The sequence below is a fragment of the Providencia heimbachae ATCC 35613 genome, assembly GCF_001655055.1.
Classification (GTDB): domain Bacteria; phylum Pseudomonadota; class Gammaproteobacteria; order Enterobacterales; family Enterobacteriaceae; genus Providencia; species Providencia heimbachae.
This window is the reverse complement of sequence record NZ_LXEW01000031.1, coordinates 60,357-85,073: the sequence shown is the minus strand read 5'-3', so window position 1 is coordinate 85,073 and position 24,717 is coordinate 60,357. Positions and strand designations below refer to the sequence as shown.

Annotated in this window: 18 protein-coding genes; 13 read left to right on the top strand and 5 right to left on the bottom strand. The window is 42.3% G+C overall.

The window, feature by feature from the left end; genetic code table 11:
- Positions 1 to 5 precede the first annotated feature (5 nt).
- Positions 6 to 836, bottom strand: a complete 831-nt coding sequence (gene fdhD / locus M998_RS10535) for a formate dehydrogenase accessory sulfurtransferase FdhD (protein ID WP_068908748.1) — start codon at positions 834 to 836, stop codon at positions 6 to 8.
- Between the two features lie 175 nt (positions 837 to 1,011).
- Here fdhD and fdnG point away from each other — a divergent pair, with 175 nt between their 5' ends.
- From fdnG to M998_RS10480, 10 genes are all read left to right on the top strand, one after another.
- The gene (gene fdnG / locus M998_RS10525) at positions 1,012 to 4,059 is read left to right on the top strand and encodes a formate dehydrogenase-N subunit alpha (protein WP_082913019.1); all 3,048 of its coding nucleotides are present in this window, start codon (positions 1,012 to 1,014) and stop codon (positions 4,057 to 4,059) included.
- 11 nt (positions 4,060 to 4,070) lie between these two features.
- Positions 4,071 to 5,015 (top strand): formate dehydrogenase subunit beta, encoded by a 945-nt coding sequence (fdxH, locus tag M998_RS10520; RefSeq protein ID WP_068437951.1) that lies wholly within the window; start codon positions 4,071 to 4,073, stop codon positions 5,013 to 5,015.
- Positions 5,012 to 5,677: a formate dehydrogenase cytochrome b556 subunit gene (fdoI, locus tag M998_RS10515; protein ID WP_068908746.1), complete on the top strand. Its 666-nt coding sequence runs from the start codon at positions 5,012 to 5,014 to the stop codon at positions 5,675 to 5,677. The genes fdxH and fdoI overlap by 4 nt, the downstream gene beginning before the upstream one ends.
- Before the next feature lie 701 nt (positions 5,678 to 6,378).
- Positions 6,379 to 7,629: a formyl-CoA transferase gene (gene frc, locus M998_RS10510; RefSeq protein WP_068437960.1), complete on the top strand. Its 1,251-nt coding sequence runs from the start codon at positions 6,379 to 6,381 to the stop codon at positions 7,627 to 7,629.
- Between the two features lie 64 nt (positions 7,630 to 7,693).
- On the top strand, positions 7,694 to 9,397 hold the full coding sequence (gene oxc, locus M998_RS10505) for an oxalyl-CoA decarboxylase (protein ID WP_068437963.1): 1,704 nt from the start codon (positions 7,694 to 7,696) through the stop codon (positions 9,395 to 9,397).
- 166 nt (positions 9,398 to 9,563) lie between these two features.
- Complete coding sequence (gene yfdV / locus M998_RS10500; RefSeq protein WP_111751015.1) at positions 9,564 to 10,508, top strand: transporter YfdV; 945 nt, start codon at positions 9,564 to 9,566, stop codon at positions 10,506 to 10,508.
- Between the two features lie 152 nt (positions 10,509 to 10,660).
- Positions 10,661 to 11,917 (top strand): formyl-CoA transferase, encoded by a 1,257-nt coding sequence (gene frc / locus M998_RS10495; protein ID WP_068437970.1) that lies wholly within the window; start codon positions 10,661 to 10,663, stop codon positions 11,915 to 11,917.
- A gap of 296 nt (positions 11,918 to 12,213) precedes the next feature.
- A complete protein-coding gene (locus tag M998_RS10490; protein ID WP_068908745.1) occupies positions 12,214 to 13,947 on the top strand; it encodes a nitrilase-related carbon-nitrogen hydrolase in 1,734 nt (577 codons plus the stop codon).
- A 520-nt stretch (positions 13,948 to 14,467) separates the two neighbouring features.
- Positions 14,468 to 14,938 (top strand): ion channel, encoded by a 471-nt coding sequence (locus tag M998_RS20080; RefSeq protein WP_197713315.1) that lies wholly within the window; start codon positions 14,468 to 14,470, stop codon positions 14,936 to 14,938.
- Entirely contained in the window at positions 14,935 to 15,651 is a 717-nt protein-coding gene (locus M998_RS10480) for a YoaK family protein (RefSeq protein ID WP_068908741.1), read from the top strand. Before M998_RS20080 ends, M998_RS10480 begins: the two co-directional genes overlap by 4 nt.
- A 46-nt stretch (positions 15,652 to 15,697) precedes the next feature.
- Here the strand turns inward: M998_RS10480 and M998_RS10475 are convergent, their stop codons facing one another.
- The 4 genes from M998_RS10475 to manD form a co-directional block, all read right to left on the bottom strand.
- Positions 15,698 to 17,185: a mannitol dehydrogenase family protein gene (locus M998_RS10475; protein WP_068908740.1), complete on the bottom strand. Its 1,488-nt coding sequence runs from the start codon at positions 17,183 to 17,185 to the stop codon at positions 15,698 to 15,700.
- Positions 17,166 to 18,575 (bottom strand): MFS transporter, encoded by a 1,410-nt coding sequence (locus M998_RS10470; protein WP_068908738.1) that lies wholly within the window; start codon positions 18,573 to 18,575, stop codon positions 17,166 to 17,168. The genes M998_RS10475 and M998_RS10470 overlap by 20 nt, the downstream gene beginning before the upstream one ends.
- 62 nt (positions 18,576 to 18,637) lie before the next feature.
- On the bottom strand, positions 18,638 to 19,651 hold the full coding sequence (locus M998_RS10465) for a Zn-dependent oxidoreductase (RefSeq protein ID WP_068908837.1): 1,014 nt from the start codon (positions 19,649 to 19,651) through the stop codon (positions 18,638 to 18,640).
- A 41-nt stretch (positions 19,652 to 19,692) separates the two neighbouring features.
- Positions 19,693 to 20,907, bottom strand: coding sequence for a D-mannonate dehydratase ManD (gene manD, locus M998_RS10460; protein WP_068908736.1), 1,215 nt, complete (start codon positions 20,905 to 20,907; stop codon positions 19,693 to 19,695).
- Positions 20,908 to 21,184: 277 nt separating this feature from the next.
- On the opposite strand from manD, the gene M998_RS10455 reads away from it, so the two are divergent.
- From M998_RS10455 to fdhE, 3 genes are all read left to right on the top strand, one after another.
- Positions 21,185 to 21,931 (top strand): FCD domain-containing protein, encoded by a 747-nt coding sequence (locus tag M998_RS10455; protein ID WP_068437986.1) that lies wholly within the window; start codon positions 21,185 to 21,187, stop codon positions 21,929 to 21,931.
- A 17-nt stretch (positions 21,932 to 21,948) separates the two neighbouring features.
- Positions 21,949 to 23,142: a mannonate dehydratase gene (gene uxuA / locus M998_RS10450; protein ID WP_068908734.1), complete on the top strand. Its 1,194-nt coding sequence runs from the start codon at positions 21,949 to 21,951 to the stop codon at positions 23,140 to 23,142.
- Positions 23,143 to 23,773: 631 nt separating this feature from the next.
- The gene (gene fdhE / locus M998_RS10445) at positions 23,774 to 24,709 is read left to right on the top strand and encodes a formate dehydrogenase accessory protein FdhE (RefSeq protein ID WP_068437991.1); all 936 of its coding nucleotides are present in this window, start codon (positions 23,774 to 23,776) and stop codon (positions 24,707 to 24,709) included.
- The last annotated feature ends 8 nt before the right edge of the window (positions 24,710 to 24,717 follow it).

Below are 24,717 nucleotides of genomic sequence, written 5' to 3'. Positions count from 1 at the left end.
ACCCCTCAGTCAATAACCCGGCTCGCATGGGTAAACACCGTCGCTTTCCCTTGGCGGCAGAACCCCACCAGCGTCAAATTGGCTTTCTCAGCCACTTCAATCGCTAGCGATGTTGCCGCAGAAACAGCGAATAAAATTTCTGCGCCACAACTGGCGGCTTTTTGCACCATCTCATAACTCGCACGGCTGGAAACCAGCACAGCACCTTGCTGCCAATTATTTCGGTGCTTCATACCTAAAAGTTTATCTAATGCCACGTGACGGCCCACATCTTCGCAACCTCCGACCAATAAACCTTCAGGGGAGATCCACGCTGCGGCATGGGTACAACCCGTTAACGCGCCGATTTCTTGGACTTTTTTTAGTTCGTGTAAGGCGTTATCGAGATAAGAAAGCGAGAAAGTTTGCGTAAAAGGTAAAGGGGGGATTGGCTTGAAAATTTCATCGAGTTGCTCTGTGCCACAAATACCACAGCCAGTACGGCCGGCAAGGTTACGTCGACGTTCTTTTAAACCCATAAAACGGCGGCTGGATAATTCAACATGAACTTCAATTCCGCGATGACAGCCTTGGACAATATCAATTCCACGGATTTCATCACCTGATTGTATTATTCCTTCGGAAAGCGCAAATCCAACGGCAAAATCCTCCAAATCTTTTGGTGTTGCCATCATTACCACATGGGATATTCCGTTAAAAACTAAAGCAACAGGGATTTCTTCTGCCACCCAATCATCAACTGGGGTACCGAGGTTGTTTTTTTGTTGCACGCTTGTTTGATTTGCGCCGATCATTTTGATTAATTTCGACTCATTTGTAGTATTTGTTTCATACATTAGATGAATTCCTAGCATTAATGATACATAATATTAATTATGGGTAAAAAGAATTTACACCATTTGCCGGGCAATGAACCTGGATACGATAGGGAAGACGTTAAATAAGAAGAGTTTACCTGATTATCTGCATTGAAGTTAGGTAAACATGAGCAATGTAAAAGAGGAGATCCCCATGCAAGTCAGCAGAAGGCGGTTCTTTAAGATCTGCGCTGGCGGTATGGCAGGTACGACGGTAGCAGCGTTAGGGTTTGCACCCTCGACTGCGCTAGCGTCAACGCGTCAGTATAAATTACTGCGTGCGCGTGAAACCAGAAATACCTGTACCTACTGTTCTGTCGGCTGTGGACTGTTAATGTACAGTCTTGGCGATGGCGCGAAAAATGCAAAAGAAAGTATTTTTCATATTGAAGGGGACCCGGATCATCCGGTAAACCGTGGTGCACTTTGTCCTAAAGGTGCAGGACTGATCGACTTCATTCATAGTGAAAGTCGTCTTAAGTATCCAGAAGTACGCGAACCAGGCACCAATGAGTGGAAACGTATTTCTTGGAATGAAGCATTCGACCGAATTGCTAAGTTGATGAAAGAAGACCGCGACGCTAACTTTATTAAACAGAATAAAGACGGTGTAACCGTTAACCGTTGGTTAACGACCGGTATGCTGTGTGCGTCAGCTGGAAGCAACGAAAGCGGTTTTGTAACCCAAAAATTTACTCGCGCCCTCGGCATGCTTGCCGTTGATAACCAAGCGCGTGTCTGACACGGACCAACGGTAGCAAGTCTTGCTCCAACATTTGGTCGCGGTGCGATGACCAACCACTGGGTTGATATTAAAAATGCAAACCTAGTTGTTGTTATGGGTGGTAATGCGGCAGAAGCGCATCCAGTGGGTTTCCGCTGGGCGATGGAAGCTAAAATCCATAATAAAGCCAAACTTATCGTTATTGACCCACGCTTTACCCGTACTGCAGCGGTGGCGGATTTTTACACGCCTATTCGTTCTGGTACTGATATCGCATTCCTATCGGGTGTCATCAAATACTTACTTGATAATGAAAAAGTTCAACGTGAATACGTTGAAGCGTATACCAACGCAAGTTTGGTGATCCGCGAAGATTATGGTTTTGATGATGGTCTGTTTACCGGTTATGACGCTGAAAAACGTCAGTATGATAAAACCACGTGGAATTACGAGATGGATGAGAACGGCCTTGCGCTGCGCGATCCTACACTCAAAAACCCGCGTTGTGTCTTGAACTTACTGAAAGAGCACGTTAGCCGCTATACGCCTGAAGTGGTAAATAACATCTGTGGAACGCCAACAGAAGACTTCTTAAAAGTCTGTGAGCTTCTAGCAGAAACCAGTGTAAAAGATAAAACAGCAACATTCTTGTATGCGCTGGGTTGGACACAGCATACCGTCGGCGCGCAAAATATTCGTACGATGGCGATGATCCAATTGCTTCTGGGTAACATGGGAATGCTAGGCGGTGGTGTTAACGCACTGCGTGGTCACTCTAATATCCAAGGCTTGACTGACTTAGGTCTGTTATCTCAAAGCCTTCCTGGGTATTTGACATTACCTTCAGAAAAGCAAACCACTCTTGAAAGTTACTTAGCAGCGAATACACCAAAAGCCACCGTTGAAGGTCAGGTGAACTATTGGGGTAATTACCCGAAATTCTTTGTCAGTATGATGAAGACATTCTTTGGTGATAAAGCGCAAAAAGAAAATGATTGGGGCTTTGATTTATTACCTAAGTGGGATCAGGGCTACGATGTACTGCGCTATTTCGAAATGATGGATAAAGGGGAAGTGAATGGCTATATCTGCCAAGGCTTCAACCCATTAGCCTCATTCCCGAATAAAAATAAAGTGGTTAGATCGCTGTCGAAACTGAAATTCTTGATTACTGTTGACCCACTGAATACGGAAACTTCGAATTTCTGGCAAAACCACGGTGAACTGAATGATGTGAAACCAGAGGAAATTCAAACCACCGTATTCCGTCTGCCATCTTGTTGCTTTGCTGAAGAAAATGGTTCGATTGTTAACTCGGCACGTTGGTTACAATGGCACTGGAAAGGTGCGGATGCACCGGGTGAAGCCATCAGTGATGGTGAGATCCTCTCGGGTATCTATCATCGTCTGCGCCAATTGTACGAAACTGAAGGTGGTGCGGTTCCTGAGCAAGTTCTCAGCATGACATGGAACTACTTTGACCGCGATAACCCAACACCAGAAGAAGTGGCGCAAGAAAACAACGGTTACGCATTAGTTGACCTAAAAGACGCTGATGGCAAAGTTATCGTGAAAAAAGGCGAATTGCTTAGTTCGTTTGCTCAATTGCGTGATGACGGGACGACATCAAGTGGTTGTTGGATTTTCGCGGGTAGCTGGACGCCGAAAGGCAACCAAATGGCTAATCGTGATAACTCTGACCCAACAGGCTTAGGTAACACATTAGGTTGGGCATGGGCATGGCCGCTTAATCGCCGCGTTATTTATAACCGTGCATCAGCAGACCCGATGGGCAAACCATGGGATCCAAAACGTCAAATTCTTGAATGGGATGGCAGCAAGTGGACTGGTATGGATATACCGGACTACAGCAATGCCGCTCCGGGAAGTGGCGTAGGGCCGTTTATCATGCAGCCAGAAGGTATGGGGCGTTTATTTGCCTTGGATAAAATGGCCGAAGGCCCATTCCCTGAGCATTACGAACCTATCGAAACGCCGCTTGATACCAACCCATTGCATCCAAATGTGGTGTCAAACCCAGCAGCGCGTGTGTTTAAAGATGACTGGGCGCAAATGGGTAAAGCAACAGAATTCCCATATGTTGGAACCACTTATCGTTTAACTGAGCATTTCCACTACTGGACAAAACACGCATTGTTAAATGCCATTATTCAACCGCAGCAGTTTATCGAAATAGGTGAACGCTTAGCGAAAGAAAAAGGCATCGAGCAAGGCGATACGGTTAAAGTCAGCTCAAAACGTGGCTATATCAAAGCGAAAGCGGTTGTTACCAAACGAATTAAAACCCTTAAAGTGGCTGGAAAAGATATCGATACTATCGGTATTCCAATTCACTGGGGCTTTGAAGGTTTGGCGGTGAAAGGCTTTATTGCAAATACGCTGACGCCATATGTGGGTGATGCGAATACTCAGACGCCGGAATTTAAATCATTCCTTGTCAATGTGGAAAAGGTGTAAGGAGATAAATTATGTCAATGCAATCACAGGACATTATTCGTCGCTCGGCCACCAATTCCCTGACGCCCGCACCTCAGGTGCGGGACTACAAGGAAGAGGTTGCTAAGCTGATTGACGTCACGACCTGTATTGGCTGTAAAGCCTGTCAGGTCGCGTGTTCAGAGTGGAACGATATCCGTGACAAAATCGGGACTAACGTTGGGGTATATGATAACCCAACGGACTTGACCGCTAAATCATGGACGGTAATGCGCTTCTCTGAAGTTGAAGAGAATGACCGTTTCGAATGGCTTATTCGTAAAGACGGTTGCATGCACTGTGCTGATCCGGGTTGTTTGAAGGCGTGTCCAGCAGAAGGGGCAATTGTTCAATACAAAAACGGTATCGTTGATTTCCAATCAGAGCACTGTATTGGTTGTGGTTACTGTATCGCAGGTTGTCCGTTCGACGTACCGCGCATCAATAAGGACGATAACCGTGCATACAAATGTACGCTGTGTGTTGACCGTGTTGAAGTCGGCCAAGAACCCGCTTGCGTGAAAACCTGTCCAACGGGTGCTATCCATTTTGGTAGCAAAGAAGACATGATCAACATGGCTGGTGAGCGTGTTGATGAGTTGAAAACTCGTGGCTATGCAAATGCTGGTTTATATGACCCAGAAGGCGTGGGTGGTACTCACGTGATGTATGTACTACATCATGCGGATAAACCTCAGTTGTATCATGGATTGCCGGAAAACCCGACAATCAGCCCAACTGTGACTTTCTGGAAAGGTATCTGGAAGCCGTTGGCAGCGGTCGGTTTTGCTGCAACATTTGCGGCGGCCATCTTCCACTATGTGGGTATTGGTCCGAACCGCGTCTCCAAGAAAGATGAAGAAGAGGCTCTGGAAGATTTGCATAACGCAATGTCATCCGACACTTCGAAATCAAAAGAAGGGGAGGATCAGAAATGATACCAGATGATAATGATAAAATTATCCGTCATAAGCCGATAGAAAGGATCAATCACTGGGCGGTTGTGATTTGCTTTTTGTTCACTGCCGTTAGCGGGCTGGGTTTCTTTTTCCCATCACTAAACTGGTTTATGAACATTTTAGGTACGCCGCAACTGTCTCGGATTTTGCACCCATTCGTGGGAACGGCGATGTTCCTGTTATTCGTCTTTATGTTCTTCCGTTATTTCCACCATAACTTTGTTAATAAAGAAGATATTAAGTGGGCAAAAAATATCGGTAAAGTACTTAAAAATGAAGAGGCTGGAGATGTTGGCCAATATAACCTTGGTCAAAAAGGGGTATATTGGGTTGTCACAATTTGCTTATTACTTTTAGTGATTAGCGGTGTGATTATGTGGCGTCCTTATTTTGCCGACTATTTCCCAATCCCGCTATACCGCGCCGCTATTTTAGTGCATTCACTTTCTGCTATTGCGCTGATCATTATGATTATTGTGCATGCTTATGCAGCGATGTGGGTGAAAGGTTCCGTGCGTGCGATGGTTGAAGGATGGGTAACACGGGGTTGGGCGAGAAAACATCACCCACGTTGGTATCGTGAAATCGTTGAAAAAGAAAAGCAGCAAAAGCAGCAAAAACAGCAGCAAGAGAAGAACTAAATTTCTTTGTCGCTAATATCGAACCCACAAACAATAAAACCTGTTTGTGGGTTTTTTTATATTTAAAAAATATAGAATTTAGGTGAAATAAACAGCGGCATTAAAAATCACTTAATTTATATTTAGCACTAAATTAGAATATTTAAATTTAATCTAAATAAGACGTAATTGAAAATATATATCAAATATTGATGTTCATATTATGCGTATTTTATGTGTTGAATTTAAATCAACAATAAGTACGATATTATTGAATTATTTTTTACAATCTAATAATTATATTTATAATTGCAGTTATCTAATTGATATTTAATTGTTATTTTCAGTGTTGTTATTTATTTATATAATAATTTCATTTGTTTTTTATTTAAGCAATTTAAGTTAAGTTTTATTTTTTAGTCTAATATTGATTATCTTAAATGGCTTATTTAGATGATTTGAATTTTTTTATTATCAATTATTGAATAGTGAAAAGATTAATGACTGTAATTAGATTGATTTTAGGTGAATGGCTTAAATAGATGCAAGTAAAATGAATGACTGGACATTAGCGGCAATATTTAATACAAATAGTTAATAAGTATTACTTAGGTAATACATTTTAATATAATGATTTTTATTTAAAAAATATCTTTTTAATACAGCTAAATAATAGAAATTCAATTTATGCCATTCATGATAGCTAAATAAAGAGGTAACGTATGGATCTTCCTTTACAAGGCATTAAAGTACTTGATTTTACCGGTGTGCAATCCGGCCCATCGTGTACTCAAATGTTAGCGTGGTTCGGCGCAGACGTAATCAAAATTGAGCGTCCTGGCGTCGGTGATGTGACGCGCAATCAATTAAGAGATATTCCAGATGTTGATGCGCTTTACTTTACAATGCTAAACAGTAATAAGCGTTCCGTTGAATTAAATACCAAAACGCCAGAAGGGAAAGAAGTGATGGAACGGCTGATTAAACAAGCCGACGTCCTTGTTGAAAATTTCCATCCCGGCGCAATCGATCATATGGGCTTCACATGGGAGCACATTCAAGAACTTAATCCCCGCTTAATTTTTGGTTCAATCAAAGGTTTCGATGATAATTCCCCATATGCGAATGTTAAAGCCTATGAAAACGTCGCTCAAGCGGCGGGTGGTGCGGCATCTACAACCGGTTTTTGGGATGGCCCACCGTTAGTGAGTGCCGCGGCTCTGGGTGACAGCAATACCGGCATGCACCTGTTAATTGGTTTATTAGCTGCGCTACTGCACCGTGAGAAAACGGGTAAAGGCCAGCGTGTCACCATGTCGATGCAAGATGCGGTCTTGAACTTATGTCGTGTAAAACTTCGTGACCAGCAACGTTTAGAGAAAATAGGTTACCTTGAAGAGTATCCGCAGTATCCAAATGGTGAATTCGGTGATGCGGTACCGCGTGGCGGTAATGCGGGAGGCGGAGGTCAACCGGGCTGGATTTTAAAATGTAAAGGCTGGGAAACTGACCCGAACGCCTATATTTATTTCACCATTCAAGAGCAAGACTGGGAGCAAACCTGTATTGCCATTGAAAAACCGGAATGGGCAACCGACCCTGCTTACAGTACGCCTAAAGCTCGCCAACCGCATATTTTTGATATTTTTGCTGAAATTGAAAAATTCTTGGCCACGAAAGATAAGCATGAAGCCGTTGAATACTTGAGTAAATATGGTGTTCCTTGTGCACCCGTATTGAGTATGCGTGAAATTGCTCGAGATGAATCTCTGCGTGGCAGTGGCAGTATTGTTGAAGTTGAGCAACCAAAGCGCGGTACTTACCTCACGGTCGGCTGCCCAATGAAATTCTCTTCATTTACCCCCGAGATAAAAAGTGCGCCATTGTTAGGTGAGCACACTGACGAAGTCCTGACTGAGCTAGGTTATAGCGCAGATGAAATTGCATCTATGCGAGCCAGTAAAGCGATTTAGTTTTAAAGTTGGAAGTGATTAGTCGCTTCCAACAATCTTTTACGTTGTTATTTATGAGGTAGATATGTCTGCTGATCAAACCCAAAACCTGACTGATGGTATGCATATTATTGTTGATGCGCTGAAAAAAAATGGCATCGATACAATCTACGGTGTTGTTGGTATTCCAGTCACTGACATGGCAAGACATGCACAAGCAGAAGGCATACGTTACATCGGATTTCGTCACGAACAGTCGGCGGGAAATGCCGCAGCGATTAGCGGTTTTATTACCCAAAAACCGGGAATTTGCCTTACGGTTTCTGCTCCCGGCTTTTTAAACGGATTAGTTGCTCTGGCAAATGCGACAACTAATGGTTTCCCAATGATCCAAATCAGTGGCTCGAGCGATAGAGCGATTATTGATTTACAGCAGGGCGACTATGAAGAGTTAGACCAAATGAATACGGCGAAGCCATTTGTGAAGGCTTCTTATCGTGTGAATAAACCGGAAGATTTGGGTATTGCGTTAGCAAGAGCAATACGTGCTTCAGTTTCAGGTCGTCCGGGCGGCGTTTATCTTGATTTAACCACTGAGGTATTAGCCGCAGTGATGGATAAAGACGAAGCGGATAAAACGATTTTTGTCGTTGAAGACCCAGCGCCAAGGCAGCTTCCTTCACCTGCATCGGTGAATAAAGCCCTAAAATTGTTGGCATCGGCTAAGCGCCCACTGATTATTCTGGGTAAAGGTGCAGCGTATGCACAAGCGGATGATAATATTCGTCAATTTATTGAAACAACAGGAATTCCTTATCTGCCGATGTCGATGGCAAAAGGATTGTTACCTGATACGCATCCTCAATCCGCGGCATCCGCGCGTTCATATGCACTCTCTAGCGCCGATGTGGTTGTCTTGATGGGTGCTCGCCTGAACTGGTTACTTGATCACGGTAAAGGCAAACACTGGTCATCAGAAACCCAATTTATTCAACTCGATATAGAGCCAACTGAAATTGATAGTAATCGCCCAATTACAGCGCCGATTGTTGGCGATATTTATTCAAGTATTGAGGCCTTATTGGCGGGATTAAAATCAACGCCAGTGAAATCTCCGAATGATTGGCTGGCAAGTATTGATGAACACAAGAAAGCCAATGTCGAGAAAATGGCTTCTAAACTCAATACCGACACTTCACCAATGAACTATTTCAATGCATTACGGGCTATTCGTGATGTGCTGGTGGATCATAAAGATGCTTATGTCGTCAATGAGGGCGCTAACACACTCGATAATGGACGTAATATCATCGATATGTATGAACCTCGTAAACGCTTAGACTGTGGCACATGGGGTGTAATGGGTGTGGGTATGGGTTATGCCGTGGGTGCCGCCGTTACGAGCGGTAAACCAGTTGTCGCGATTGAAGGTGACAGTGCATTTGGTTTTAGTGGTATGGAAATCGATACCATTTGCCGTTATAAGCTGCCCGTAACCATTTTAATTTTCAATAATGGCGGAATTTACCGTGGTGACGGTGTGAACTTACATGGGGATCAAGACCCTTCGCCAACCAGTTTAATGGGCGCGGCTCGTTACGACAAAATGATAGAAGCTTTTGGTGGAATTGGCTATAACGCGACGACACCAGCCGAGATTCAGCAAGCGCTGAAAGCCGGTTTAACATCGGGTAATCCAACCTTAATAAATGTGGTTATTGACCCTGCGGTTGGAACGGAAAGCGGCCATATTGGTAACTTAAATCCGAAATCTGTTGTGAAGAATTAACGCTTATATACCGCAAATAATTCAAGGTGCTTGTCAGAGCAGAGCGAATGTAGCACTTAAGTACCTTGAAGAGTGATGGATATAATTTTAACCCACGCCACTCATTTTAAATAAGTGGCGTAAGCATCTTTGTTGCCAAAAATAGGTGGGTCTTATGGCTGACTTTATGTATAAAATTTTTATGAGTGACCTATTGCCTATCATTATTATTATGGCTTTAGGTTATGTGAGTGGTAAACGCAATGTGTTTACTAGCGATCAGGCTAAAGCATTTAATAAGCTGGTATTGAATTACGCATTACCTGCAGCATTATTTGTATCAATCGCTCGCGCTAATCGAGAAATGATATTTGCGGATGCCAAGCTGACTATTATTTCGTTTGTTGTGTTGTTGGCTTGTTTCTTTTTCTCATTCTTCAGTTGTAAATATATCTTTAAACATACGCGTGGCGAAGCCGCAGTATGCGCATTAATTGCAGGTTCTCCGACCATTGGTTTTTTAGGTTTTGCGGTACTCGACCCTATTTATGGCGAAACCGTCTCAACAGGTTTAGTGATTGCAATTATCTCTATCATTGTTAATGCGATTACCATCCCGATAGGCCTCTTTTTACTCAATCCTGCTGATGCGGAAGGTAAGAAAGGGGGTGGTGGTATGGACGCACTCATCTCTGCATTTAAAGAACCAGTGGTATGGGCTCCGGTATTAGCAACAGCATTAGTGCTGATAGGTGTGAAAGTTCCAACAGTTTGGGACCCAACATTCGATTTAATTGCAAAAGCAAACTCAGGTGTTGCCGTCTTTGCTGCGGGTCTAACATTAGCAGCGAATAAGTTCGAGTTTGATGGGGAAATTGTTTACAACACCTTATTAAAATTAGTGCTAATGCCGGGATTGATGTTGCTTGCCGGAATGATGTTCAATATGGGTTCAGAGCAATTGCAGATGATGGTATTGGCAGGCGCGTTACCACCGGCGTTCTCAGGAATTATTATCGCAAGCCGCTTTAACCTCTACACACGAACAGGAACCGCTTCACTCGCTGTAAGTGTGCTTGGCTTTGTTATCGCCGCTCCGGCATGGATATATATTGCACGGATGGTTTCATAACGATACCCGTCATACTTCAAGTTGCTTGGGTGTTGCATTTGCTCAGTTACCCGAATCATAGAGTTTATCGCGGCTCTCGGTTATCTTTACTCTGCGCCTACAAGCAACTTGAATTTTTTTTGGTACATAGCAATTTCACAAAAAGGTAAATCATGGCTTCTTCAAAACCGCTTGATGGGATACGCGTTCTTGATTTTACAGGGGTTCAATCGGGTCCATCCTGCACTCAAATGTTAGCGTGGTTTGGTGCTGATGTGATTAAGATTGAGCGGCCAGAAGTCGGGGATGTTACGCGTACTCAACTGCGCGATATTCCAGATGTGGATGCGTTATATTTTACCATGCTAAATAGCAATAAACGTTCTTTAGAGTTAAATACCAAAACCCCTGAAGGCAAAGAGGTAATGGAAAAATTGATACGTCAAGCTGATGTATTAGTTGAAAATTTTCATCCTGGTGCTATCGACCATATGGGATTTACATGGGAGCACATACAAGAATTAAATCCACGTTTAATTTTTGGCTCGATCAAAGGGTTCAACGAAAATTCCCCTTATGCAAATGTCAAAGCCTATGAAAATGTCGCGCAATCGGCGGGAGGTGCAGCTTCAACTACGGGTTTCCCTGATGGTCCCCCAACAGTCAGCGCTGCGGCATTAGGGGATAGCAATACAGGGATGCACTTATTGATTGGGTTGCTAACGGCATTGCTGCACCGAGAAAAAACCGGTAAAGGGCAACGTGTGACCATGTCGATGCAAGATGCGGTACTGAATTTATGCCGAGTTAAATTGCGTGATCAACAGCGACTCGATAAATTTGGTTTTTTGGAAGAGTACCCTCAGTATCCGAACGGCGAGTTTGGTGATGCAGTTCCTCGTGGTGGCAATGCCAGTGGCGGTGGCCAGCCGGGTACAATGCTCAAATGCAAAGGGAGTGATACCGACCCAAATGCATATATTTACTTTATTAACCAAGACCATAACTGGGAAAACACCTGTGATGCAATAGGGCGTCCTGAATGGAAAACGGATCCCGCTTTTGCAACAACGCAAGCACGAGTAAGCCATATTCAAGATGTATGGGATGCCATTGAAGAAATTGCCAAAGATAAAGATAAGCATGAGTTAACCGATTATTTTGATCAATTTGATGTGCCTTGCTCTGCGGTATTAAGCATGAAAGAAATTATGGAAGACCCTTCATTGCGAGGTAGTGGCTCGATTGTTGAGGTTCAGCAGCCTAAGCGAGGTTCCTATTTAACCGTAGGCTGTCCGATGAAATTCTCTGGATTTACCCCTGAAATTAAAAGTGCCCCATTACTCGGCGAGCACAATAATGAAATTTTGAAAGAACTTGGTTATAGCGATGAGCAAATTTCTGAAATGAGAAAGAATAAAGCGATTTAATGATAAAAGAGCCTAGTTTAATTTATTAGGCTCTTTATTTATGGTGATTATCTCCGTCATCTTTCAGTTATTAAAAATAATAATTAAATCCAAAAATGACAATCTTATTTAAATGTCACAACATGAAATATAACCAATCTAAATTAATTTTTATTTAATTTCATTATCAATTTTATATCACAAAATGCATCAATAAATTGGCCGAAAAATCAATTTAACAGCTATTCACTTTTAACTTAATTAATGGTGAGTATTTTTATTTTTATTAAATAGCATAATAAAATAAGGGCTATAATATGAATCCTTCTGAAATTAAAAAAAGCAGTAAAGTTGCTGCGGTTGATTTTATTCCTGCATGGGGCGATTTAACGGGAAATATTCGACGTTTAGTTGAAGCAACAGAAAAAGTTGCGGAACAAGGTGTGAATTATGCCGTTTTTCCCGAAACAGCAGTGAGTGGATATTTATTTTCAGACTCAACTGAATTAGCCCCTTATTTAGATACTATTCCGGGAAAAACGACAGCGGCAATTTTACCAATATTAGCGCGTACTGGGATGTACATGAGCGTAGGTATTGCTGAGCGTGATAGTGAAAGCGGGTTGGCTTATAATTCTGCGGTACTGATGGGACCCGAAGGAATTATTGGTAAATATCGTAAAATTGGGCTGAATTCCCAAGATCAAAAAGTATTTGCGCCGGGGAATACCGGGGTAAAAACCTTTGAAACCCTAATAGGCCGTATTGCATTGTTAATTTGCTACGACGACACCTACTGGCAATATGTTCGTTTAGCGGCATTAGAAGGTGCTCAGATCATTGGTTGGCATTCAGTTTCAGACCGTATGATGCCAAATGCAACACCGGCCGAAATGCTCGGAGATCACTCAACCGTCGCGCATGTTCAACATATGAGTGCCCTTAATGGAATATGGGTGATTTGTGCAACACGCAGTGGTATTGAAACCAATCCTATCACCAAAGGGCAACTTTATTACAATGGTGGCTCAAGTGTTTGGGCACCGTCAGGGCACAAAGTTGCACAATCCCCGGTATTGAGCCCCTTAGAACTTGAGCCGGGATTGAACGGTATTTACAGTGCAACCATTGATTTAGATGAAGCGGATAAACAGCGTAATGCGTTGCTAGCCAAACGCCGACCTGATTTGTATTTCCCTACGCTTGCATTCCATCGTAGCCCAACAGATATCAATGCAACAACGACAATAGCGCAAACCACACTGATTGCTGCGCAGTGGGAAAAATCCATATCTGCGCTGGACGCCATTAAAGTGGGTAAAAATGAATTATTGGTATTACCTGAGCTTTCAGCATTGCCCTATACCAATGACCCTAACGTGCTACTCACTCATGCGGAAAAACAAGGCGGCATTTTTGAGCAAACTCTGGGTAAAGCTGCCTCTACAGGTCAAGGCTATATCGTAGGGAGCTATCCTGAAATTGATGTCGATAAGCTGTATCATACCGTTGTACTAGCAGGGCCAGCAGGGGAAATATTGGCGCGTTATCGGGTGACTCATCTCAATGAACGTGATAGTGGTTGGGCAAGTGCAGGCAATGCCGTAAGTGTCACAGTAACGCCGATTGGGCGTATCGCATTGGCCGCAGCTCATGAACTCGAAGTGCCGGAGCTTGCGGGGCTATATAGCACATTGCGTGCTGATATTATTGCTGCGCCAGCGGGTTTACCAAGTGATTTGAAAGTTGAGATTGAAAGCCATCTATTTTCGGTTGAAAACCCGCCAACAGGGCGTGCAGACTTTATTCCTTATGCTATCGCAACATTAAACCAATTATGGGTAGTCTGTGGTGGCCGCAGTGAGCGAGATTCAACCTCAGCGGCAATCTATGGGCCAGAACCTGTGGTTTTAACACCCACATTAACGGCCCAAAAGGGAGAACCCGAGGTTAGGTTACAAACGCAAGTGCCCGCACCATTTACGTGGATTAATCAGGAGAGGCTGATTAGTGGGCAGCAGGCAATATGGTTTGCACCTCTCACCAACTGATACCCGTCATACTTCGTGTTGTAGGGGTGTTGGCTACGTTTGTTCGCTCTAGTCACATACTTGTGTATGCTCCTAGAGTCTCACTCGCTTGCCGCTTACCTACAACACGAATTATTTAGGGTATCTGTACTTGTTATACTTCGTGTTGTAGGGGTGTTGGCTACGTTTGTTCGCTCTAGTCACATACTTGTGTATGCTCCTAGAGTCTCACTCGCTTGCCGCCTACCTACAACACGAATTATTTAGGGTATATAGGAATAATATAATTAAAATGAATACACCTATTTTTAAACGGTTAGATAGTAAGCAAACATTGATAAAGACGTTGCACTTTTTTGGGGTGTTGGCGTCTTTATTTTTGATTGCTAGTATCTCTATCGAAACTTTTCGGCATGATCCTTTTTTAAAACGATCTATTTATTTTGATATTCAATTTTGGATCTGTATTTATTTTACGGTCGATTTTTTTATATTTTTATTTATTTCTAAAAATAAAATAAAGTTTATTAAAAAATATGCAGTGATTGTTCTTCTATCTGTTCCTTATTTGACGATTTTAGATTATACCTCGATAAAATTTACCGAAGAGCAAATCTATTTAATTCGATTTATTCCGTTGTTTCGTGGCGGTGCAGCGCTTGTTATGCTAATGATGATGGTAGTTAAGCGAAATACAACGGCACTTTTTTTATCTTATATTATTTTACTGTTTTCCATGGTGTATTTTATTAGCTTAATTTTCTTTATTTTTGAGAGAGGCAGTAATACGGACGTTAAATCTTATAGTGATGCTATTTGGTGGGCAGCAATGACCGTCACAACACTCGGATCAAATATTATTCCGGTTACCACTGCGGGTAAAATTATTACCACCATTCTTGCCGCTACGGGTATGACCGTTTTCCCTATTTTTACGGTGTATATCACCACCGTTATTAGTCGGCTGAGTCAGTCGGAAAAAGAGAATGCAATACAGGTGAATAAAACATGACAACCACTTCCCCGCAAGTTCCTTTTATGCAATTACCGACGATTGCATTTTTATTGGCCATCGCCTCGGGTATGTTGGATGGCTATGCTTTTTTTACCACGAAATCATTTGCCACTTTCCAGTCTGGAAACATCATCATGTTGGGCTATGAATTTGCTAAAAATGGGCTTGCCGCCGTCACCCCATATATTATCTCGATCATCTCTTTTGGCGCAGGTGCAATGTTATTGGCACTGATCCGCTATCGTTATAATACGGATGAAAAAACGTGGACGTTCACATTACTGTTTCTTGAAATTATTCTTTTGCTATTGTTGATTGCTTATATTTATTTTTTCAACGTACAGGCGAATGGGTTTCATGCGGTCTGGGCATTGTCATTTATTGCGGGGATGCAAGGAAATGCATTTCATAAAATCAATGGGATGTTATATGGCAACATCGCAGTGACGTTGAATGTTCAACTTGGGTTTAGCTCATTAGCGGAATCTATTGCCTATAAAGGCAAGGCCAGAAAAAATGCATTGTATAAAAGCTATTGTTACTTTCTGACTTTATTTGGTTTTGCTGGTGGTGCGTTTATGATGGTTTTACTTGCAGATTATGCGAGGGAATATGCACTATTGGCAACACTTATTCCATTGTGTTTGATCTTACTTTCTGGGCGTCAATTTTCAAAAGAAAATAAAGAAATACCCATAGATTCAAATTGATGGGTCATAAAGATTAGGCGGAGAGACCCCGCCTAATCATCAGGAATTACAGTGAAGAATGGTTATTCAGATTTTCCACTGTCTTTTTAGCGCCATGATCTCTTAAGGACAAATAAAAGTGAGTTACTTTCCCCGTAAATAAGGCATTATTAACCAATTCAGGGGAGAACAAAGTATCCAATGAAAATAAGGCTTTCACACGATGTTCATCATCAGTACTGTTCGCTACTAATTCAGCCAGTTTATCTGCGAGTGGGTCGCTAACTTTAATTTCGGCACCATGATCATCTTTACCACTAACGTAGCGCATCCAACCTGCAACCGCTAAGGCTAAATAATCGAACGAACTGCCATTGCTTAAATGGATTTGAATGGAATCAAGTAACCGTTGGGATAGCTTTAGCGTTCCATCCATTGCAATTTGCCATGTACGATGCTTAAGCCCCGTATTTTTAAAACGGGCAATGAGGGCATCTGCATATTCCGGTAAATCAACATTTTTGATTGATAAAGTAGGCGCTTGCTCACTGACCATCAAATGATAAGCCGCTTTTTCATATGCGCTATCTTGCATGCACTCATTGATATATTGATACCCAGCTAAATAACCTAAGTAAGCCAGAAATGAGTGGCTGCCGTTTAACATACGCAGTTTCATTTCTTCGAACGGAATAACATCATTAACCAGTTGAGCGCCTGCTTTTTCCCACTCAGGACGACCGGCCACAAAATTATCTTCAATCACCCATTGCCTAAAGGGTTCACAAGCAATGGCAACCTTATCCTCGATTTGGCCGAGTTGAGATTGAATTTTTTCAGCCGTTTCAGGTGTCATTGCAGGCACAATGCGGTCAACCATCGTGGAAGGAAAGGAAACATTTTCCGCTATCCACTTTGCTAATTCCACATCACGTTTTGTTGCCATCGCTAAGATAACATTTTTAGTAATATGCCCATTTTCCGGCATATTATCGCAAGACATCACGGTAAAAGGAGCAATACCGCTTTCTTTGCGACGTTTTAGCGTTTCGACAATTAACCCTGGAAGCGATTTAGGTGCTTCTGGTGATTGTAAATCGTGAGCGATCGCTGCATTTTCGAAGTCAATGGAGCCTGTTGCCGGAACATAGCAATAACCTTTTTCAGTCACAGTCATTGAGACAATCGCAATATTAGGGTCTAGCATACGATTAATGACCGCATCGATTCCGTGAATAGTTGGGTGCAGTGCTTCTTTAACGATACCCACGGTACGGGTTTGCCAGTTATCTCCCTGCATTTCACAGACATTGTATAAATAATCTTGAGCGATTAAATCTTCAATTTGTTGCTCGCCCCCGACTAAGTTAACTTCACAAAACCCCCAATCACTTTGATGCTCTGAGGCTAAAATATCCGCAAAGATGGCCTGGTGGGCGCGATGAAAAGCGCCAAAACCAAGATGAAGCATTTTTGTTTTAATCTGGTTTCTATCATAGTTAGGCACATTGATAGAGTCAGGTAATTGATTGAGGTTATTCTTTGATAGTTGCATATTTTACTTTACCTTTGCGTTGCTCTATTTCTTCAACTGCATCGAGAGTGCTGGTTAAATCGCGATCTTTCACTTCTGGCATAATAATCGCCGTGATCAGTGAAATAGCGGAGTAAATGATGAGCATGACAGCAATTGGCCACCAGCTACCGGTAATGCTACAGAAAATACCCGCGAGAACAGGGCCTAAGCCAGATGCGATGAGCCCACCAATTTCTTTGGCGACAGCCATACCGGTAAAACGGTTACGGGAATTGAACATTTCAGCCATGGTAATATTTTCGAGCGCAAATAAACCGAGAACTGAACTGTTATGGATAACAATAATGCAGATGGTGATCATACTGACGCTATTTGCACCATTAACGATGACCGATAGCATTGGATAAGCCAATAGCATCGCCGACAAACTCAGGATGATATACGGAATACGGCGGCCAAATTTATCCGACAGTAAGCCAATAAGTGGAATGGTGAGGAAGCCGACTGCGGAACTTATCATGATGGCATCGGTGGGGATGCTTTTATCAAAGAGTAAACTTTGAACCAGATAACCGGCGAGGAAGGTTTGGATCAATCCTGAGTTACCTGCTTGACCAAAACGAATACCGGTGGCTAACCAAAATGCTTTCGTTTTAAACATGGCAAAGAAGCTTTCTTTCGCGGGTACTTGAGCCGATGTTTTAATTTTTTGTTCTTTGTTGTTCTGAGCTTTTTCAAAAACGGGACTTTCTTTGAGGTTGAGTCGTAACCAGACGGCAAAAACCATCACCACAAAGCTCGCCAAGAAAGGCACGCGCCATCCCCAAGCCAGTAAGTCTGATTTATCTAACCAAAAAAACATCACTGCCCAAATTGCAGTAGCACTGAGTGTTCCGCAGTTAGTGCCTAGGCCGACAAGGGATGCCACAATTCCTCGGCGTCCTTTCGGGGCATATTCAGCTAGCATGGTGCCTGCTCCTGAAATTTCAGCTCCTGCACCTAACCCTTGGATAATTCGCAGTAAAACCAATAATAGCGGCGCGAGGATACCGACTTGTGCATAAGTTGGCAGGAAACCTATCAAGGTCGTACATACCCCCATCATGGTGATGGTGATAAACAGGACCTTTTTACGACCGATTCTGTCGCCCATTTGACCAAAGAAAACGGCACCGACGATACGAGCCACATAGCCTGCACCGTAAGTTCCCATGGCAAGGATTAATGCCATTGAAGCGGATTGTTCGGGGAAAAATATTTCATGAAAAACAAGTGCTGCGCCTAGTGAGTAAAGCTGAAAATCCATAAATTCGAGTGCGGTTCCAAGCCAGCCTGAAACCGCAGCTTTGGTTAAATCACCAGAGCTGCGTTCAACCTTCCCTGTAGGGTCTATTGACTGAGTGTTCATATTATTATCCTATTAATCACGTCGGGTATTGTTCAAAAGTTTTTTTATTTTTTATAATTAAATTAAAAGGTTAAAAGAATCTTACAGCAGGTTTTTTGGTCTTTTTCAAAGGTTGAAATAGCATCTTGGGCATCAGTAAATACAAATTTATGCGTCAAAATTTTGGTCGGATCGATTTTGTGAGTGGCAATCCAATCAATAACCTCTGGGAATTTTTTGGCATTAAGGCGTGAAGAGAACAACGCAATCTCTTTACTGGTAATGCTCTGTTGTGTCACTGAACTGACTTCACTCGAGAATCCCATAATAGAGACTCTTGCTGCAGGAGATGCAATTAAAATTGCTTCTTGCAGTATCGATGGATGGCAAGCTGCATCGAGTACCACAGTAGGGCGAATATTTAACGCTTTCAGCTGCTCTGGTAGCGGGATTTGGGAATTATCAATCACGATATCAGCACCACATGCTGTTGCTCTTGCTAAGCGTTCAGCAACGCGGTCAACCACAATTAAGGTTTTGACTTGGTAAACGCCTTTTAAAACTTGAGCGCAAGTTAAGCCAATGGTGCCAGCACCATAAACAAGGGCGACATCCTCTTTGGTTGGGTGAACATGTGAAGTTACATTGGCTGCAATCGAGTAAGGTTCAACGGTTACCGCACATTCATCGGTGATAGTGTCTGGAATGGGATAAGCATTGTCTGCGGGTACTGCTACATATTCAGCAAAGCCACCATCCGTGTGCACACCAAGGACTTCTAATGTCTCACACACATTTGGTTTACCAATTGAGCATGGGTAGCAGTGACCGCAACTTAAAACAGGATCAATAGAGACTCGTTCACCAATGCGTTTGCTATTAACGCCATCTCCGACCTTATCGATAACACCAAAAAATTCATGCCCGATAATTCGAGGGTATTTAGCAAACGGGTTATGTCCACGATAAATATGGCTATCTGATCCACAAATACCGGCGAGTTGAACTTTAATTCTGACCTGATTTTCGGCGGGCTCTGGAATAGCTCGCTCTTCAATCAGTAAGGTATTTGGTTCTTTAATCACGATTGACTTCATAACGGTCGATTTCATTTTGAACTCCAAAAATTAAATAAAAATTACCAATTCCACAAAGTGCCATCTTCTAAACGTGCGACAGGAAGATAGGCTGGGTTGTATGGATATTTTGCTGCCAGTTTTTCATCAAAATCGATGCCTAAACCGGGCTTGTTGCCGGGGTGCATATAGCCGTCTTTGAACGTCCAGTTAATGGAGAACAGCGATAACATTTCCTCGGAGTAGCCCATAAATTCTTGTACGCCGAAGTTAGGAACCCATAAGTCAAAATGCAGAGCTGCGGCATGACAAATAGGCGAGAGATCAGAAGGGCCATGTGAGCCAGTTCTGACTTGGTAAAGGGAGGCGAAATCCGCGATGCGGCGCATACCCGTAATACCGCCAGCATGGGTAATCGTCGTGCGGATATAATCAATTAATTGCTCTTCAATGAGCTGTTTACAGTCCCAAATACTGTTAAAAACCTCGCCGACGGCGATCGGGGTGACGGTGTGTTGGCGAATTAATCTAAAGCAAGCTTGGTTTTCTGCGGGAGTCGGATCTTCCATCCAAAACAGGCGAGCATCTTCAATACTTTTTCCAAAGCGAGCGGCTTCGATTGGCGTTAAACGATGGTGAACATCGTGCAGGAGATGTTCATTGAAGCCATATTTATCGCGTACGGCTTCAAATAGCTTGGGCATAAAATCGAGGTATTTTTCAGTTGACCAAAGTTGTTCTTCAGGGTGATGCCCTTTAGTGGCGGGTTCATAGGCTAAATTTTGCCCTTTGCTTTGTCCGTAAGTGGTTGCCATTCCGGGAATGCCGCACTGGACACGAATTGCTTTAAACCCTTTTTCTTTATGTTTTTCGTAATTATCAAGAGCTTCAGGGATGTCTCTACCTGTGGTATGGCAATACACCATGACACCCTCTCGCGATGCACCGCCAAGGAGTTGGTAAACAGGGAGGTTGGCGACTTTTCCTTTAATGTCCCATAATGCCATATCAATAGCTGAAATAGCGGACATGGTGACAGGACCTCTGCGCCAGTAAGCGCCCTTGTAGAAAAATTGATAAATGTCTTCGATTCGATGGGGGTCTCGACCAATTAATTGTGGGCAGAGATGGTCTTGAAGGTATGAGGCTACTGCACACTCACGTCCATTAAGTGTGGCATCACCTAAACCATAGACACCTTCATCGGTGGTAATTTTTAATGTCACAAAATTACGGCCAGGACTGCACACAAAAACTTCTGCTTTAACTATTTTCATGTTTTCACTCTCAGTGTGTTGTTAATCAACTGATCAACCAAAGTGGGCTTATTTCACTGAACTGGTTTATCTATTGGTTAACCAAATTTGCTTTTTTTCACTCTACCAATCAAAAAAATAAAAGACAATGGCTAAAAAGACGACAATAAGTGAAGGTGATCACAAATTGGTTAACTTATTAAGCGGAAATATCGGATAAATTGGTTGACCATTGCGGTGGAGGGATATAATCTAGGATGGAAGAACTAAATTTAATTCGACAACGCGTTGTACATATATGAAAACTCAATACCGCTCGTACCAGTACCTAGGTCAGCAGTTAAAAGAGCTCATTGCATCTGGTGAATATCCGATAGGAAGTCGTTTAATGCCAGAACGTGAGATCGCCAAAAAATATGATGTTAGCCGCTCATTGGTACGTGAAGCGCTCATCATGCTTGAAATTGAAAAATTGGTTTCCATCAAAAAAGGCTCAGGTGTTTATGTGATTAACCACCCTGACCTATTTATTGATGAAGTTAAAAATTTGGATCATGGCCCTTTTGAAATCCTGCAAGCTCGTCAGGTGATTGAAAGTGCTATTGCGGCTTGTGCTGCTTTGGCAGCCACAAAAGCCGATATACAAGAGATCCGCGCATTGTTAGAAGATGAACGAATGAAAGTCGCTAATAATGAAAGTGATGACGAAAATGATCATAAATTCCATGTGTTAATTGCTCGCGCAAGCAAGAACGACATGATGGCGAAGATCATTGACGATATTTGGGCTGTTCGACGAAATAGCCCAATGTGGGACAAACTTCATGAGCATATCGATAACACGACTTATAGAAAGAAGTGGTTGATTGACCATGAAAATATTTTAAATGCATTGCAAAAACGCGATCCGGAATTGGCGAAAAAAGAGATGTGGCAGCATTTAGAGAATGTCAAAAATACGCTAATGCAGCTTTCGGATTTTGATGACCCTAATTTTGATGGTTATTTATTTGAAACAATTCCTTATCAGACTATTTTTGAATAATCGAAGGAGAAGCACCCATGGAGCATACGTGGCGCTGGTATGGACCTAATGACCCAGTTTCTTTGAGTGATGCAAGGCAAGCAGAGGCGACGGGGATCGTCTCTGCTCTCCATCACATTCCAAATGGCGAAGTTTGGAGTGTTGAGGAAATCCTTAAGCGCAAAGCAATCATTGAAGAAGCAGGTTTAACTTGGTCTGTTGTGGAAAGTATTCCTGTTCATGAAGATATAAAAACGCAGCAAGGTAATTTTGAGCAATATATTCAACATTACCAGCAAAGTATTCGTCATTTAGCATCATGTGGTATCCGAACAATTTGCTACAATTTTATGCCTATTTTAGATTGGACTCGTACTGATCTGGCTTATACGTTACCGGATGGTTCCAAAGCGTTGCGTTTTGATAATATCGCTTTTGCTGCGTTTGAAATTTATATATTAAAACGCCCGAATGCCCAAGAGAGTTATTCTGCTGATGAAGTTAATGCCGCAGGTGAATATTATTCTCGCATGTCATCTGATGATATTAACAATCTAATTAAAACGATTATTGCTGGTTTACCGGGAGCGGAAGAAGGTTATACATTAGACCAGTTCCGTGAGCGCTTAGCCATTTATGATCATGTTGATAAAAACCAGCTACGCGAAAATCTACGTTATTTTTTGCAGAAAATCGTTCCAGTTTGCGAAGAAGAAAATGTAGTACTCGCCATTCACCCGGACGATCCACCGCGCCCAATTCTCGGGTTGCCACGCATAGTTTCAACCATTGAAGATATGCAGTTTATTAAAGAAAGCTGCGACAGCATTCATAATGGTTTCACCATGTGTACCGGTTCATACGGCGTCAGAGCGGATAATGACCTGGTAAAAATGATTCATACTTTTGGTGACCGGATCCATTTTACCCATTTACGCTCGACTGTTCGTGAAGATAACCCAAATACTTTCCACGAAGGCAACCATATTGCCGGTGATGTTGATATGTTTGAAGTGGTTAAAGCGATTTTAGCGATTGAGCAAAAACGCCATGCAGCAGGGTTACCGCCTATTCCAATGAGACCGGACCACGGACATCAAATTTTGGATGACCTGAAAAAAGTGACTAACCCAGGTTACTCAGCGATTGGACGCCTTAAAGGTCTAGCTGAAGTGAGAGGTTTAGAGCTAGCGCTCAAGCGTATGTATTATCCTGAGTTACTAAAAGCGTAGACGGTTAATAACGATTTTACCTTTTCTTATTGGGTATTTTTAATACTAAGGTACAGTTATATCGTTAAAAACTAAAAACTGTTATTTCATGATTGCACGGCTGAACTTGTTTGGGTCGTGCAATTTATTGCTCTTTTTATGCTATAAAAATAATCAGCAAAGATCAGCACCCCCTATTACCCCTTAAATATATTTATGTTTTTATTCCTTTCTATTTCTAAATCCCAATAGCCGAACAAATATATCTAACCCTTAATATGTGTTTTCTACTCGTTTAGGCTCAAGAAAAAATTGTATTAAGGCTAGCGTCAAGTTGCTATTCATCGTGACAACCATCTGAACTTGTTATTTTATCGTTAGTAGATAGTGAAAATAGATTATTTATACCAAATAAATAAATCATGATACTTTTTAGCCTTTCACTTGATCTGCTACGGGTTTAACCACCTGATAATGAGAGTGCTAGAGTAGCCTATCAGCCACTTTTGTTTTATCCTGAACATTAGAGAACCGCATTTTTGCGGATATAAAATATGATGAGCAAAAACACCTTGAGAAAATGTAATAGAATTTCTCAAGGTTGGTCGTTATAAAAATTGGTCGTTATAAAGAATAGAAAAGAGAGAATGCAATGGGTATTCGTATCGTTCCTAAAGAAGAGTTAGGACAAGAAAGATTAAAAGAAAAAGGAATTGGTTTTATTCCTCCAGTTCTATTTCCTAACCTAAAGAGTCTGTATCAACGACGTGCTGAAAGATTGAAAGAACTCGGTATTGGCGAACATCCTTTTGCAGATTATCTGAATTTCGCTGCTGAAGTGGCTATCGCACAAAATAATGCGCAGCACGATAACCCATTAGAAATGGATATGGCGGAAGTCCTAACACGCTCTGCGACAACCAATAACCCACCATTGGATATAAAAACATTTCCACGCACAGCCCATTGGCACAAATTATTGCATTCCATTATTGCAGAGCTGATGCCTGTTGTTCCTGAGTCTGTTCGCCCGGCGTTAGAAAATTTAGATAAGGCCTCTGACTCCGAACTCGAAGAAATGGCAACGGCGTTACTCAATGAGCAATTTGAGAAGGTACCAGCCGACAAATCAATGTTTGTTTGGGCGGCTCTTTCCGTTTATTGGGCGCAAATGGCGGCCAATATTCCAGGTAAAGCACGTGCAGAACATGGTGACCATCGTCATTTTTGCCCAGTGTGTAATAGCATGCCAGTTTCAAGTATTGTTCAAATCGGGACTTCACAAGGCCTGCGTTATCTACATTGCAATCTGTGTGAAACAGAATGGCATATGGTGCGCGTAAAATGCAGTAATTGCGAACAAACTCGTGACTTGAATTATTGGTCTCTTGATGATGAAAATGCAGCCGTAAAAGCAGAAAGTTGTGGCGATTGTGGTAGCTACCTCAAAATTCTTTATCAAGAAAAAGAAGCTAAAGTGGAAGCCGTAGCGGATGATTTAGCCTCAATCATACTGGATGCGCGTATGGAAGAAGAAGGTTTTGCTCGTAGTAGCATTAACCCATTCCTATTCCCCGGCGAAAAGTAAAAATAGAT

Bases quoted from the DNA above. Each gene is read 5' to 3' on its own strand.
- fdhD (WP_068908748.1), bottom strand. From the start codon at position 836: ATGTATGAAACAAATACTACAAATGAGTCGAAATTAATCAAAATGATC.
- fdxH (WP_068437951.1), top strand. From the start codon at position 4,071: ATGTCAATGCAATCACAGGACATTATTCGTCGCTCGGCCACCAATTCC.
- fdoI (WP_068908746.1), top strand. From the start codon at position 5,012: ATGATACCAGATGATAATGATAAAATTATCCGTCATAAGCCGATAGAA.
- frc (WP_068437960.1), top strand. From the start codon at position 6,379: ATGGATCTTCCTTTACAAGGCATTAAAGTACTTGATTTTACCGGTGTG.
- oxc (WP_068437963.1), top strand. From the start codon at position 7,694: ATGTCTGCTGATCAAACCCAAAACCTGACTGATGGTATGCATATTATT.
- yfdV (WP_111751015.1), top strand. From the start codon at position 9,564: ATGTATAAAATTTTTATGAGTGACCTATTGCCTATCATTATTATTATG.
- frc (WP_068437970.1), top strand. From the start codon at position 10,661: ATGGCTTCTTCAAAACCGCTTGATGGGATACGCGTTCTTGATTTTACA.
- M998_RS10490 (WP_068908745.1), top strand. From the start codon at position 12,214: ATGAATCCTTCTGAAATTAAAAAAAGCAGTAAAGTTGCTGCGGTTGAT.
- M998_RS10480 (WP_068908741.1), top strand. From the start codon at position 14,935: ATGACAACCACTTCCCCGCAAGTTCCTTTTATGCAATTACCGACGATT.
- M998_RS10475 (WP_068908740.1), bottom strand. From the start codon at position 17,185: ATGCAACTATCAAAGAATAACCTCAATCAATTACCTGACTCTATCAAT.
- M998_RS10470 (WP_068908738.1), bottom strand. From the start codon at position 18,575: ATGAACACTCAGTCAATAGACCCTACAGGGAAGGTTGAACGCAGCTCT.
- M998_RS10465 (WP_068908837.1), bottom strand. From the start codon at position 19,651: ATGAAGTCAATCGTGATTAAAGAACCAAATACCTTACTGATTGAAGAG.
- manD (WP_068908736.1), bottom strand. From the start codon at position 20,907: ATGAAAATAGTTAAAGCAGAAGTTTTTGTGTGCAGTCCTGGCCGTAAT.
- M998_RS10455 (WP_068437986.1), top strand. From the start codon at position 21,185: ATGAAAACTCAATACCGCTCGTACCAGTACCTAGGTCAGCAGTTAAAA.
- uxuA (WP_068908734.1), top strand. From the start codon at position 21,949: ATGGAGCATACGTGGCGCTGGTATGGACCTAATGACCCAGTTTCTTTG.
- fdhE (WP_068437991.1), top strand. From the start codon at position 23,774: ATGGGTATTCGTATCGTTCCTAAAGAAGAGTTAGGACAAGAAAGATTA.